13 protein-coding genes and 1 tRNA gene are annotated in these 12,606 nt (G+C 71.8%); 8 read left to right on the forward strand and 6 right to left on the reverse strand.

The window, feature by feature from the left end; genetic code table 11:
• Positions 1–44: 44 nt before the first annotated feature.
• The gene (locus ACWY4P_RS32965; protein ID WP_456204177.1) at positions 45–719 is read left to right on the forward strand and encodes an L-2-amino-thiazoline-4-carboxylic acid hydrolase; all 675 of its coding nucleotides are present in this window, start codon (positions 45–47) and stop codon (positions 717–719) included.
• Positions 720–832: 113 nt separating this feature from the next.
• Positions 833–2,977: a HelD family protein gene (locus ACWY4P_RS32970; RefSeq protein ID WP_456204178.1), complete on the forward strand. Its 2,145-nt coding sequence runs from the start codon at positions 833–835 to the stop codon at positions 2,975–2,977.
• Positions 2,978–2,999: 22 nt separating this feature from the next.
• On the opposite strand, the gene ACWY4P_RS32975 is transcribed toward ACWY4P_RS32970, so the two are convergent.
• From ACWY4P_RS32975 to ACWY4P_RS32995, 5 genes are all read right to left on the reverse strand, one after another.
• Positions 3,000–3,800, reverse strand: coding sequence for a polysaccharide deacetylase family protein (locus tag ACWY4P_RS32975; protein WP_456204179.1), 801 nt, complete (start codon positions 3,798–3,800; stop codon positions 3,000–3,002).
• Positions 3,801–3,916: 116 nt separating this feature from the next.
• Complete coding sequence (locus ACWY4P_RS32980; protein ID WP_456204180.1) at positions 3,917–4,594, reverse strand: formylglycine-generating enzyme family protein; 678 nt, start codon at positions 4,592–4,594, stop codon at positions 3,917–3,919.
• Positions 4,594–4,668: transfer RNA gene (locus ACWY4P_RS32985), tRNA-Cys, on the reverse strand. Before ACWY4P_RS32985 ends, ACWY4P_RS32980 begins: the two co-directional genes overlap by 1 nt.
• A gap of 121 nt (positions 4,669–4,789) precedes the next feature.
• On the reverse strand, positions 4,790–5,662 hold the full coding sequence (locus tag ACWY4P_RS32990; protein WP_456204181.1) for an alpha/beta fold hydrolase: 873 nt from the start codon (positions 5,660–5,662) through the stop codon (positions 4,790–4,792).
• An 87-nt stretch (positions 5,663–5,749) separates the two neighbouring features.
• A complete protein-coding gene (locus tag ACWY4P_RS32995) occupies positions 5,750–6,475 on the reverse strand; it encodes a Clp protease N-terminal domain-containing protein (RefSeq protein ID WP_456204182.1) in 726 nt (241 codons plus the stop codon).
• Between the two features lie 131 nt (positions 6,476–6,606).
• Between ACWY4P_RS32995 and ACWY4P_RS33000 the strand changes: the two genes are divergently transcribed.
• The 3 genes from ACWY4P_RS33000 (at position 6,607) to ACWY4P_RS33010 (ending at position 9,499) form a co-directional block, all read left to right on the forward strand.
• Positions 6,607–7,512, forward strand: a complete 906-nt coding sequence (locus ACWY4P_RS33000; protein WP_456204183.1) for a LysR family transcriptional regulator — start codon at positions 6,607–6,609, stop codon at positions 7,510–7,512.
• A gap of 99 nt (positions 7,513–7,611) precedes the next feature.
• Entirely contained in the window at positions 7,612–8,199 is a 588-nt protein-coding gene (locus ACWY4P_RS33005; RefSeq protein WP_456204184.1) for a cysteine dioxygenase, read from the forward strand.
• Positions 8,200–8,281: 82 nt separating this feature from the next.
• Positions 8,282–9,499, forward strand: a complete 1,218-nt coding sequence (locus tag ACWY4P_RS33010) for a YeiH family protein (RefSeq protein ID WP_456204185.1) — start codon at positions 8,282–8,284, stop codon at positions 9,497–9,499.
• Positions 9,500–9,583: 84 nt separating this feature from the next.
• On the opposite strand, the gene ACWY4P_RS33015 is transcribed toward ACWY4P_RS33010, so the two are convergent.
• Entirely contained in the window at positions 9,584–10,177 is a 594-nt protein-coding gene (locus ACWY4P_RS33015) for a hypothetical protein (protein ID WP_456204186.1), read from the reverse strand.
• A 267-nt stretch (positions 10,178–10,444) separates the two neighbouring features.
• Here ACWY4P_RS33015 and ACWY4P_RS33020 point away from each other — a divergent pair, with 267 nt between their 5' ends.
• The 3 genes from ACWY4P_RS33020 to ACWY4P_RS33030 are packed head-to-tail and all read left to right on the forward strand — an operon-like array spanning position 10,445 to position 12,572.
• Complete coding sequence (locus ACWY4P_RS33020; RefSeq protein ID WP_456204187.1) at positions 10,445–11,944, forward strand: MFS transporter; 1,500 nt, start codon at positions 10,445–10,447, stop codon at positions 11,942–11,944.
• Between the two features lie 46 nt (positions 11,945–11,990).
• Complete coding sequence (locus ACWY4P_RS33025) at positions 11,991–12,188, forward strand: Arc family DNA-binding protein (RefSeq protein WP_014179215.1); 198 nt, start codon at positions 11,991–11,993, stop codon at positions 12,186–12,188.
• A complete protein-coding gene (locus ACWY4P_RS33030; protein ID WP_456204189.1) occupies positions 12,189–12,572 on the forward strand; it encodes a type II toxin-antitoxin system death-on-curing family toxin in 384 nt (127 codons plus the stop codon). It begins immediately after the preceding gene.
• Positions 12,573–12,606: the final 34 nt, after the last annotated feature.

The following is a 12,606-nucleotide window of genomic DNA, read 5'->3' on the forward strand; positions in this document are numbered from 1 at the left end:
GTCAGGTCGTTCTCGGGACTGAGCCCGTCCCGAAAGGACCTTTCGTGACCACCGACCAGTTCGGAATGACCGACGGCGACTACGTTCCCGATCCCGAGCGCGACACAGCGATGCTTGTCGACGGTTTCTTCGACCACATATCCGCGACATCGCGAGAGCAGGCGCTCCCCGGCGACCTCGTCTCCGCGATGCGCGAGCGGCACGCGGCGCTGGAGGCGGCGAACGCGCACCTGGTTGTCGACGAGCCCTCGCGGTACAACCTCCGCATCACCCTGGCGGTGGTCGCGGCGTACGAGACGCTGCTCCCGCGGCTGGGCGGCGACGCCGCCACCCGCGCGGTACGGGCCGCGCTGGTCGAACCGCTCGGAGAGGCGGTTTACGCGAGCACCCGGGCCATGCTGGACGCCGCGCCGGATCCGTTCAGGGCGATGGTGGACGTGTCGAAGTCCCGTGAGGAGTACGCCTTCGGCAAGGCGTTCACCTTCCAGCGCACAGCCGATGACGATCAGCGTTATCTGCTGGACGTTCACCGGTGCTTCTATCACGAGGTGCTGGTGGCGAACTCCGCCCCGGAGCTGACCCCCGTCATGTGCGCGTTCGACGGGAACTGGATCGAGGCGATCGACCCGGATCGGCACGGGTTCCGCTTCGAGCGTGCCACCACCATCGGCCTGGGCGGCGCCCGATGCCCGTTCCACTTCACCCGCACCGCGCCCTAGGCGACGGCCCGGGGCGGCGCCCGTTGGGGGCGGATCGGCTCAAGTAAGTCAAGACTTACTTTCTCGGGAGTTCAGCCGCATAGTGGTGCGGCTGAACCGAGAGGAGTCCTGTGTTGTCGCAGGTCCCGGGCACCGCCGCGCGGCGCCAGGTCGAGTTGGAGCAAACCCATGTGTCCGCCCTGTACGGACTGGTCAACGAGCGGATCGCCGACGCGCGAACGCAGCTGGCCGAGGTGCTGAAGGCATCGGCCGACAGCACGGGCGAGGTGTACGAGCGCGAGGTCGCCGCCGGGCGCCTGGCGAGGGAGGTGCGCAGGCTGGAGGGGGCCGAGGAGGGGCTGGTCTTCGGCCGGATCGACGGTGTGGACGGTACCGCCCTGCGCATCGGACGTCTCGGCCTGCGCACGGACGAGGGCGACCTGCCGCTGCTCGTGGACTGGCGCGCGGACGCGGCGCGGCCCTTCTACGAGGCGACGTCGATCCACTCGATGAGCCTGCGGCGCCGCCGTCACCTGCGTCTGAAGGGCCGCGCGGTGGTCGCGGTGAGCGACGAGCTGCTGGACGGCTCCGCCCCCACCGCCGACGACGTCGTGGGCGACGGCCCGCTGACGGAGGCGCTGCGGGCGCGGCGTACGGGACGGATGCGGGCGGCGGTCGCGACGCTTCAGGCGGAGCAGGACGCGATCGTCCGGTCCCCGCACCGGGGGGTGACGGTGGTGCAGGGTGGCCCCGGCACCGGCAAGACGGTGGTGGCGCTGCACCGGGCGGCCTATGTGCTGTACGCGTTCCCGCGCGCCGCCGAGCACGGTGTCCTGGTGCTCGGGCCGAACGCGCGGTTCCTGGACTACATTTCCCAGGTCCTGCCGTCGCTGGGGGAGAACGACGTCGTCCTGGCGACCTGTCAGGAGCTTGCCGGGGCGGGGCCCGGGGTGGGGCCCGGGGCCGTGCCGGACGCCGTGGAGCCGATCGATACGGCGCTCCTCAAGGGCAGTGCCGCGCTGGCCGACGCGCTGGCGGACCTGGTGCGCTTCCGGCAGGCACCGGGCGGTGACTTCACCGTGCGGGTGGGACAGGAATGGGTCCGCTTGGAGGACGGGGATGTCGCCAGGGCACGCGACGCGGCCGTGACAGCCGGCCTGGGGCACAACCGCGCGCGCCAGGTGTTCAAAGAGCTGTTGGTCGACGCCGTCACGGACGCGCTGGAACGCGGCACGGCCGAGACCTTGGAGCGCATCGAGGTCGAGGTCGCGCAGCTCATCGACCTCGACCTCGACCAGGCCGCTGCGGCCGACCTGCGCCGACTAGGCCTCGACGACGCACCGGCCGAGGGGGCGGCCGATGAGTTCGATGCGGACACCGTCCGGGCGAACCTCCTGGACGACGCCCATGTCGACCGCGCCGTGGAAGCGCTCTGGCCGCGACTCGCGCCCGCCGATGTCGTACGGGCCCTCCTGACGGACCCCGGCGCGCTCGCCGAGCATCTCCCGCAGCTGACCGATGACGAGCGGTCCCGGCTGCTGCGCACCCCCGACGCCGACGCCGACGCCGACGACGCCGACGCCTGGCGGTGGACCGACGCCGATGTGCCGCTGCTGGACGAGGCGACGAGTCTGCTGGACGGCCCGCCCGAGCGGACGTACGGACACGTCGTCGTCGACGAGGCGCAGGAGCTGACCGCCATGCAGTGGCGGATGATCGTACGCCGGTGCCCGGCCAGGTCGATGACCCTGGTGGGCGACTTCGCCCAAGCGGGCCCGGCGTCGACCGCACGCGACTGGAGGCAGGCGCTGAACCCCCATGTCGGCTCGCGGTTCCAGCTGCACACGCTGACGGTCAGTTACCGCACCACGCAGGAGATCCTGGCCACCACCCGGGACCTGCTCGCACGCATCGCCCCCGGCCAGACGCCAAGCCGCTCGATCCGCCGCGGCGAGGCGCCCCGTACCCGCACCGCGCCCCCGCGCACGCTTGCCGCCACCGTTACGCAGGAGCTCCGGGCCCAGACAGCGGCGCACCCCGGCGAACTGCTCGGGGTGATCTGCGCGGACACCAGGCTGGACGAGCTGACGGCTGCGGGGATCGCGCGGCAGGCGAGCCTCGTACCGGCGTCGGAGGCGCGCGGCCTGGAGTTCGACGCGGTCGTCATCGTGGGCCCGGAGGAGATCACCGCGGCCCGCTCCAGTGGCGAGCGGGACCTGTACGTCGCCCTCACCCGGGCCACCAAGCGGCTCTGCACGATCGCCGTCCGGTCCGTGTGAACCGGGCGCCGGCCCGGCTCCCTCAGGGCTTGTAGACCTTGCCGGCCTCGGGCTTCCCGGGGGCCATCAGCTCGGAGACGGTGACGACCGTGTAGCCGCGCTTCTTGAGTCCCTCGAGGATCCCCGGAACGGCGGGCACGGTGCCCTTGTAGATGTCGTGCAGCAGGATGATGCCGTCGCGGTCCACCTGGTCGAGCACCCGCTTGGTGATGAGCGCGGAGTCGGTCGTCTGGTAGTCCTTCGCGGTGACGCTCCACAACACCTGCGCGATGCCGAGCTCGCGGCAGATCTTGGTGACCCGGTCGTCGGTGCGGCCCTGCGGCGGGCGCATCAGGAGGGGCCGCTTGGAGCCGGTGATCTTGGATACGGCGTCCTGGGTGCGGGTGATCTCGTCGCGCACCTCGTCGTCGTCGGACTTGGTCAGGATCTTGTGCGTCCAGGTGTGGTTGGCCAGTTCATGGCCCTCCGCCGCGATGCGGCGCACCATGTCGGGGTGCTTGAGGACGTGGTTCTTGCCGAGCATGAAGAAGGTCGCGTGCGCCTTCTCCTGCTTCAGGATGTCCAGCAGGCGGGGCGTGTTCTCGCTGGGCCCGGCGTCGAAGGTGAGGGCGACGCACTTGGCCTTCGAACAGTCGACGGCCCCGGCCTTGACTTCCTTCCCGTCGGCCGAGGCGCGCTCGCGGGCGCTGCTCGGCGCGGTCGCGTCGTACGAGGCGCCGCCGCAGCCGCTGAGGGCGAGCGCGAGGGAGGCGGCCGTCAGAAGCCCGGCTATCGGCTTGGCCTTGCGCTTCCGGTCCGTCGATATGTTTTTACGTTTATACACACGGGGGAGACGGTTCACTTGGGGTTCAGGTTGACTGCCGTGACCAAAAAGCGATCAGGCAGCAACCCTCGTGATGTCACAACGACCCTTGCGAGGTCACAGCGACCCTTGCGAGGTCACAGCGACCGGGCGAGCCGGAAGCCGAGGTCGTCGATGCGCAGGGTCGGGTGGCTCTTGCGGCGGCACGACGCCCGGCACCCCCGAGGAGGGTCGTACGCGCCCCCGCCACGGAAGACCCGGTACGGGCCGTAGACGCCGGGGTCGTACAGGTCCCAGCACCACTCCCACACGTTGCCGATCATGTCGTGGAGACCCCACGCGTTCGGCGCCTTGGCCGCGACCTCGTGCACCCGGTCGCCGGAGTTCCCGCGATACCACGCGATCTCGTCCAGCTCGCCGTAGCGCACACCGGAGTTCCCGGCCCGGCACGCGTACTCCCACTCCGCCTCGGAGGGCAGGCGATAGCCGTCGGCCGCCCAGTCGCAGTCCACGTCCTGCGCGTCGGGGTCCTTGCCGCTGCCCAGTGAGTAGCAGGGCGTGAGCCCGGTCGCCTCCGAGAGGAGGTTGCAGAACCGGACGGCGTCCCGCCAGGAGACCTCGGTCACCGGCGCCCGCGGCCCCGCCACGACGCTCGCGGGCGCCTCGCCTCGTACGGCGCGGTACAGCTCGCGGGTCACGGGATACGGCGCCAGCCGGAAGGCCGCGACCTCCACCTGCCAGTTCGTCCGCGTGCCCTCGTCCCGCAGGACGATCTCCCCGGCGGGGATCTCCACCATGTTGGTGCTCGTGTTCATGGAGGCCGTGACCGGAATCGAACCGGCGTAACTCGCTTTGCAGGCGAGTCCCTCAACCACTCGGGCACACGGCCAATGTCGTGCTCGTGTCCTCGACGATAGGGGCGGGGCCGGAGGGTCACAACGGTGCGGCGGGCGCTGCCATGCGACTGACATACGGCGTTCATGAAGGGCGTGACGGGCCGGAGGCGGCTTTCAGCCGTGGGTGAGGAACTCCTCGACCACCGGGCGGAAGAGATCCGGCTCATCGACCCACGGGTAGTGCCCCACCTCGTGCAGCGGCCGCACCCGCCCGTTCGGGAAGGACTCCGCGACCAGCTCACCGGCGCGCATGCCGGTCACCGCGTCCCGGTCCCCGGTCACCACCAGGACCGGGCACCGCACCTCCCGCAGCCGCACCAGCACCGCCCGCCGCGCCGCCTCGTCCACGCCCTGCCAGAAGCCCGCGCGCGGCACCGGGCCCAGCTGTTCGCCCTCGCTCGCGGCGTGCGCGCGCTGGGGCTCGTCCCAGCGGCCGTACGCCATGGGGGCGGCCTGGAGCAGCAGCTTGCGCACCTCGGTCAGGTCCGTGGTGTCGGGCAGCATCTGGACCGCGGTATAGGCGTCGGGCCACCACGGCTCGGTGGCGCGGGCCTCGAAGATCTCGCGGGCGTCCTGGGGGAGTTCGCCCTGCATCCGCGCGCCGGGGCAGACCAGGATCAGGTGCGTCAGCCGTTCGGGGTGGGCGGCGGCGTACGCCTGGGCCGTCGCGGCGGCCGCGTCGTGGGCGAGCAGCGCGAACCGCTCGAGTCCGAGGTGGCCGCGGAGCGCTTCGAGGTCCTCGGCGAGGCTGAGGAAGGCGTAGCCGCTCGGGTCGGCGGCGGGCGGGGACTCGCCGGTGCCCCGGCTGTCGGGGACGATCAGGGTGCGGTCGGCGTCGAGCCCGCCGAGGTCGCCCAGATACGCGGCGTTCCGCCCCGGGCCGCCGGCCAGGCAGACGAGCGGCGGGCGGGCGGCTCCGCCGCCGGTACGGGCCTCAAGGACGCGGTAGGCGAGTTCGGCGTCGTCGTACGAGGTGTAGTGGGGCATTGGTCCAGCTTGCCTGATTGCGCCGGTCGCCGTGTCGAGCGGCTCGCGCGTGCTCCCGGTGCCCGCCCCGGCGCCGGGGTGTGAGTTCTACGGCGCGTAAATCGCCTGGTCTTTGGCGGTGTTCGCGGCGGCTTCGCTGAGGGCTTCCGCGCTCAGGCCCGCCTCGTCGAGCACCGCGGCGGCCACCCCGCGGCCGATCTGGGCGAGTCCGAGGAGCAGGTGGTCGCAGTCGATGTGTGCCGAGCCCGCCTCCTCCGACCGCTCCTCCGCGAGGGCGATGGCCTTGCGGGAGTAGGGGGTCCAGGCGATCCGTTCGGCCGCCTGTGACGCTCCCATGCTCAGCCGGTCCCCGACGGTCCTGTGCAGGGATTCGGGCGACGCGCCGGCGGCGCTCAGGAGGCGGGTGGCGCTGTTGTCCTCGGCGGTGAGGCCCCAGAGCAGATGCTCGGTCCCGATGTAGTTGTTGCGGTGCTGCACCGCGGCCCGCTTGACGTGTGTCATGGCCTGGCGGAGTTCGTCGCTCATCGTCTCGGGGCCGTAGCGCTTGTGGGGTGCGTGGAAGCGCTGCTGCACCGCCTGCCGGGTCACGCCGAGGGCCGTTCCGATGTCCGTCCAGGAGCGGCCGTGCATCCGGCAGTGCTCGACGTAGTCCTCGACCAGGTCGTCGGCGAGGGCCTGGAGCCGGCCGGCCAGGCCTGCCGCGGTGGTCAGGAGGGCCAGCCAGTCGGGCTGTTCCTGTTCGCCGGGGCGGTGGGCGGTGGCGCACGTCCGGTCGACTTCCGCGATGAGATCGTCAAGATCGGGAACTGTCATGAGGCAAGTACGCCTTGACAGTTTGGAATTGTCAAGGCGTACTTGCGTTGAGGGCTGCCCTGAGGTGGGGAGATCCAAAAGCGGGGGAGGGGAGATGTCCCCGGACTCCAAGTTGCGCTTATGATTCAGGGGTGTTCGATTCCCGGCACATCAGGACGTTCCACGAGGTGATCCGCGCCGGCTCGTACTCCGCCGCCGCCCGCGCCCTCGGCTATACGCAACCGGCGATCACGCAGCAGATGAAGGCGCTCGAACGGGAAGTCGGCAGCCCGCTCTTCGTCCGCGTAGGCCGCGGCATGCGGCTCACCGAGGCGGGGGAGACCCTCGCCCGCCACGCCGACATCATCCTCGACTCCATCTCCGCCGCCCGGCAGCAGCTCAACGCCATCACCCGGCTGCGCGCCGGCCGGGTGCGCCTCTGCGGCTTCCCCAGCGCCAACGCCACCCTCATCCCCGAGGCGATGGCCCGCCTCGCCGCCGCCCACCCGGGGGTGCGGGTGGAGCTGCTCGAAGGCGAGCCGCCCGAGTCGCTGGGGCGGGTGGTGCGCGGCGAGTGCGACATCACGCTCGCCTTCACCTACCCCGGCCTGCGCGAGCAGGCCCCCGCCGAGCTGGTCGAGATCCCGCTCCTCGAAGACCAGCTGACGGTGCTGCTGCCCACCGGCCACCCACTGGCCCGGCGGCGGGCCGTCAAGCTCGCGGAGCTGAGCGGGGAGCGGTGGATAGCGGGCTGTCTGCGCTGCCGCGCCAACTTCCTGCACGAGTGCGCGGAGCAGGGGTTCGCCCCCGACATCGCCTTTACGACGGATGACAATCTGGTCATCCAGAGCATGGTCGCGGCGGGGCTCGGTGTCGCGATGATGCCCGGGCTCGTCCTGTCTTTCCTCTGCCACCAGAAGGTCACCGGCCGCGCCCTGGAGCCCGCCTCGCGCCGCCATGTCTCGGCGTATGTGCTGCGGGAGCATCTGCGGGTGCCGGCGACGGAGGTGGTGTTGGAGGAGCTGAAGGCGGTGGCGGCGAACCGGGTCGGCTGCTGAGGGGCCATGCCGGACTGTACGGGACCCATAAGCAGCTGTTGAGGTCGGCGAAGAAACCGTCGTTGGACGCCATGGTTCGGGCGGCAGGACGCTGCGGCCATGACCACTCAGACCGCCTCCGCGCCGCCTGCCTCCGCGCCGCCCGCCCTGTGCCGCACCCCGCGCGTCAGCGCGTTCGTCGACGAGGTACGCGAGGCCGTCGGACGCGGTCTGGCGCCGGACCTGACGGCCCATCTGGTGGCCGAGCGGCTCGCTCCCCACCTCGGCGCGCCCGATCTGCTCACCGCTGCCCAACGGCAGGGCGACCCCGCGAGCTACCGCCAGCACCTCCTGCACGCCGAACCCGACGGCAGCTTCTCCGTCGTCGCCCTCGTCTGGCTGCCCGGCCAGCACACCGCCGTCCACGACCACGTCTCGTGGTGCGTGGCCGGCGTCCACGAGGGCCAGGAGCGCGAGCGCCGCTACGCCCTCGTCCCCGACGGCACCACCTCCCGCCTGGTCGCGGTGGCGGAGGTGACCAACCCACGCGGCTCGGTGGCCGGGTTCGCGCCGCCGGGAGATATCCACAGGGTGTGGAACGCGGGTGCGGGTACGGCGATCTCCATCCACGTGTACGGCGCGGATGTCGGGCGGCTGGGCAGCAGCGTCCGGCGCGTGTACGCCCTGCCGGAGGGCGAGGACCTGTGAGCCCGCGCCGCCACGGAACAGTGGCTGTGCCCGGCCGGTGCGGAACGGCGGCTGTGCCCGGCCGGTGCGGGTGGGCCGGACCATGGCGCTGACCGACGCGCGCGGCGGCCCGCCCAGCGCCGACGGCCCGCCCGGCACCGACGGCGCCCCGGGCTTGGACACCCCGGGCCGCAGCGCCCCGGGCCTCGACACCCCGGGCCGCAGCGCCCCGGCGCAAGCTCCACACCCGCCCGGCCCGACGACAGCGCCCCCGGCGCCCCGCCGCGCGGCACGGATCCGGGTCCTCCTGCCCGGGCTGGGGATCGGCGCGCTCGGGGTGGCGGTGGCCTGGGCGGTGCACCGGGCGGTGCCCGGGGTGCCGATGCTGACCGTTGCCGTCGTGCTGGGCATCCTCGCCGCGCATCTGCCGGGCACGCGTGGCCTCGTACGGGGCGGCGGCCGGGCCGGGCTGTCGTTCGCGGGGAAGCGGCTGATGCGCCTCGGTGTGGTGCTGCTCGGGCTCAAGCTCAGCCTGGACGATGTGCTGGGCCTCGGCTGGGCGAGCGTGGCGATGATGTGCGGCGTGGTCGCGGCCACCTTCTTCGGCACGTGGTGGCTCGGCCGCCGGATGGGCCTGCGTGGCGACCAGCCGTTGCTGGTCGCCACCGGCTACGCGATCTGCGGCGCGTCCGCGATCGGCGCGGTCAGCGAGGTGTCGGACAGCGATGAGCGCGACGTCGCGACGTCCGTGGCGCTGGTGACGCTGTGCGGGACGCTCGCCATCGCCGTACTGCCGCTGCTCCAGCACCCGCTGGGGCTGAGCGACGCGCAGTTCGGCCGGTGGGCGGGGGCGAGCGTGCACGACGTGGGGCAGGTCGTGGCGGCCGCGCAGACGGCCGGGCCGTCCGCGCTCGGCGAGGCGGTGCTCGTGAAGCTGATGCGGGTGGCGCTGCTGGCGCCGCTCGTCGCGGCGGTCGCCGTGTCCGTACGGGCCCGGCAGGCGCGGGGGGCCCGGCAGGCTCGGCTCGGCGATGAGGCCGGAGGTACGGCCCGCGCGCGGCGGCCACCCCTCGTGCCGCTGTTCGTCCTCGGCTTCCTGGCCATGGTCGCCCTGCGCAGTACGGACCGGCTGCCGTCCGCCGCGCTCGACACCGCCGCGACCGTCCAGGAACTGCTGCTCGCCACCGCCCTCTTCGGCCTCGGCAGCGCGGTGCACCTGCCCTCGCTGGCCCGTACGGGCGGGCGCGTGGCGGCGCTCGGGCTGTGCGCGTGGGTGGTGGTCGCGGGCGTCGGCTACGGCGGCGTGCTGCTCACGACGTAGCGGCCGCCGAAGCGGTGGCGTGGGGCCCGGCGCGGCGGCCGGGGGCCCGGCGCGGTGGCCGGGCCCCATGAGCCTCGAGCCGCCTCACGACGCGTAGATCTCGGTCATCTCTGTGATCTTGCCGTTGGAGTCGACCGTGATTTCGTAGAAGTTCAGGCCCCAGCAGTCACTGGTGTCCGCCTTCGTCTGCCCGCCGTCGTACTGCTTGCCCGTCGGGTCCGCACACGTCTTGACGTGCGCGATGCCGCCGTTCTGGGCGGTGAGGGCCTTCTGCCCGGAGTTCTTCCTGCTGATGATCGTCACCTCGGCGTTGCCCGAGGCGACGGAGTAGGTGTGCAGCGCCCCGATCGGCTGGTATGCCGCGCCCTGGTGCGACTTCGGGTTGCAGCTCCGCTTGGCGTTCTTGGCGATGATGTTGTTCATCGCGCCTTCGACGTTGTTGACCCAGATGACCTTGCGGCCCCTGGCGGTCGTCGGGCAGTCGCCGTTGCCCTTCTTCGCGCTCTTCGCGCTCTTCGCGCTCTTCTTGATCTTCTTGCCGTTCTTCTTGCTGGACTTCTTCGCGGCGTGGCTCCGCGAGGAGTGCGAGCTGCCGCTGTTGCCGGGGCCACAGGCGGTGAGTGTGAGCGCTGCGGAGACAAGGACGGCGGTGGCGAAAAATGAGCGGATAGAAGGCACGATTCCCCCGTGGTGCGGGCCTGATCGTCCGTGACCGGGCAAGTAGTGAGGCTGGGGTCGACCGTCGCGGGAAAGGCGGTGCGTCAACCTGGCTGAAAGTCTATGGGTGTGAGCATGACGAGCTGATGTTGCTTACCGAATCCTGGGAGACCGGTTTCCAATCTGTGACGCTGATCGCGGCGGCGTGCCGAGCCTAGGACCGAGGGCCGAGGACATCTCCGTCCCGCGCCAGGTGTCACACCCGCAAACGCCTCTTACGCTGGCGTAATGACCGCTATCGACCCGCGCGACACCGACGTCGCGTACAGTCCCGCCGCACCAGCCGGAGCCGAAGCAGAAGCTGAAGTCAACGCCGAAGCCGAGGCCGACGGCGGCGGCTCCGTACTCGGGCGGCGCTTCCGCGCCCTCACCCTCGGCATCGTGTCCGTCGTCTCCCTCATCGCCTTCGAGGCGAGCGCGGTCAACACGGCGATGCCGGTCGCGGCCCGCGCCCTCGACGGGGTCGAGCTGTACGCGTACGCCTTCTCCGCGTACTTCACCGCGAGCCTGTTCGCAATGGCGCTGTCGGGGGAGTGGTGCGACCGCCGGGGGCCGCTCGCGCCGCTGTTCGCCGGGATCGCGGCCTTCGGGGCCGGCCTGGTGGTCTCCGGCTCGGCGCAGGACATGTGGACGTTCGTGGGCGGGCGCGCGGTGCAGGGCATCGGCGGCGGGCTGGTGATCGTCTCGCTGTACGTGCTGGTCGGCCGCGCCTATCCGCAGCGGCTACAGCCCGCCGTGCTGGCGTCCTTCTCCGCCGCCTGGGTGCTGCCGGTGATCGTCGGGCCGCTGGTCGCCGGGACGGTCACCGAGCAGGCCGGATGGCGCTGGGTCTTTCTGTCCATCCCGGTGCTGATACTGCTGCCGCTCGCGGTGATGCTCCCGGCCCTGCGCAAGGTGGACCGGGGCGAGCGGTCCCCCGCCATGAACCGCCGCCGCATCCTCCTCGCCCTCGCGGTCGCGTCCGGCGCGGGGCTGCTTCAGTACGCGGGCCAGGACCTGGCCTGGGTCTCCCTGATCCCCGCCGCGGCGGGGCTCGCGCTGCTCGTCCCGTGCGTCCTGCGGCTGCTGCCCACCGGCACCTTCCGGGCCGCCCGCGGGCTGCCGTCCGTGGTGCTGCTGCGCGGCATCGCGGCGGGTGCCTTCCTCGGCGCGGAGAGCTTCATTCCGCTGATGCTGGTCACCGAGCGCGGCCTGTCCGCGACCGCGGCCGGCCTCTCGCTCACCGGCGGCGGGCTGACCTGGGCGCTCGGCTCGTACACCCAGAGCCGCCCGCGCCTGGAGCCCCACCGCGAGCGGCTGATGGCGGCCGGCATGGTGCTGATGGCGACGTCCATCGCCCTCGTCCCCCTGGTGCTCGTCGACTCCGTTCCGGCGTGGCTGGTCGCCGTGGCGTGGGTGATCGGCGGCTACGGGATGGGGCTGGTCATCTCCAGCGGCAGCGTGCTGCTGCTCAAGCTGTCCGGCCCCAAGGAGGCGGGCAGCAACTCCGCCTCCCTCCAGGTCTCCGACGCGCTCGGCAACATCACGCTGGTGGGGCTGAGCGGGGTCCTGTTCGTGGGCTTCGGGGGCGGCTCGGTGGCCGCGGCGGACCACACGGCCGCGGCGTCCGCCACGGCGGGGACGGGGACGGGGCACGCGGGGGCGTTCGCCGCGGTGTTCGTGGCGATGGCGGCGGTGGCCCTGCTGGGGGCGGTGGTGACGGCGCGGCTGCGGCCCGCCGCCCAATAGAGTGGTACCACTTTGGCCCCACCAGTGGTACCGTTTTGGTATGGCAATGAATCTCCGTCTGCGCGACGACCAGCAAGAGGCGCTCAAGCGGCGGGCCGAAGAGGAGGGCCGCAGCATGCACGCCATAGTGCTTCAGGCGATCGACCGGTATCTGGAGCAGGAGGCCGACCGGGAGTCCGTCCGGCGCCTGGGGGCAAAGTACGCGGCACGCCACGCGGACCTGCTGCGGAGGCTGGGGGAGTAAGTGAAGTACCTGACGGTCCAGGAAGTGCTGGACCTGGCGGAAATCGCCTGTGGGGGGCAGCGGATCGCGGTGCGTGATCTGGGCCTGCTGAGCTCGGCGGTGCACCGCCCGCAGTCGCAGATGTTCGGTATCGAGGCCTACACCGACCTGTTCGAGAAAGCGGCCGCGCTGCTCCAGTCGCTCGCTGTCAACCACCCCTTGGTGGATGGCAACAAGCGCATGTGCTGGATGTCCACAGTCGTCTTCCTCGACATCAACGGCACGGAGATGCTCGACGTCGACCAGGACGAGGCGTACAAGCTCGTCGTCGGCGTGGCCTCGGGCGCGATCGAGGACGTCGACGACATCGCGGGCGGACTGCGCGCGCTGCGCGAAGCAATGTGAGCTGAATCCCACCTCCGGGTGGACCCGGGGCGTA

Source organism: Streptomyces sp. LZ34 (genome assembly GCF_053890475.1).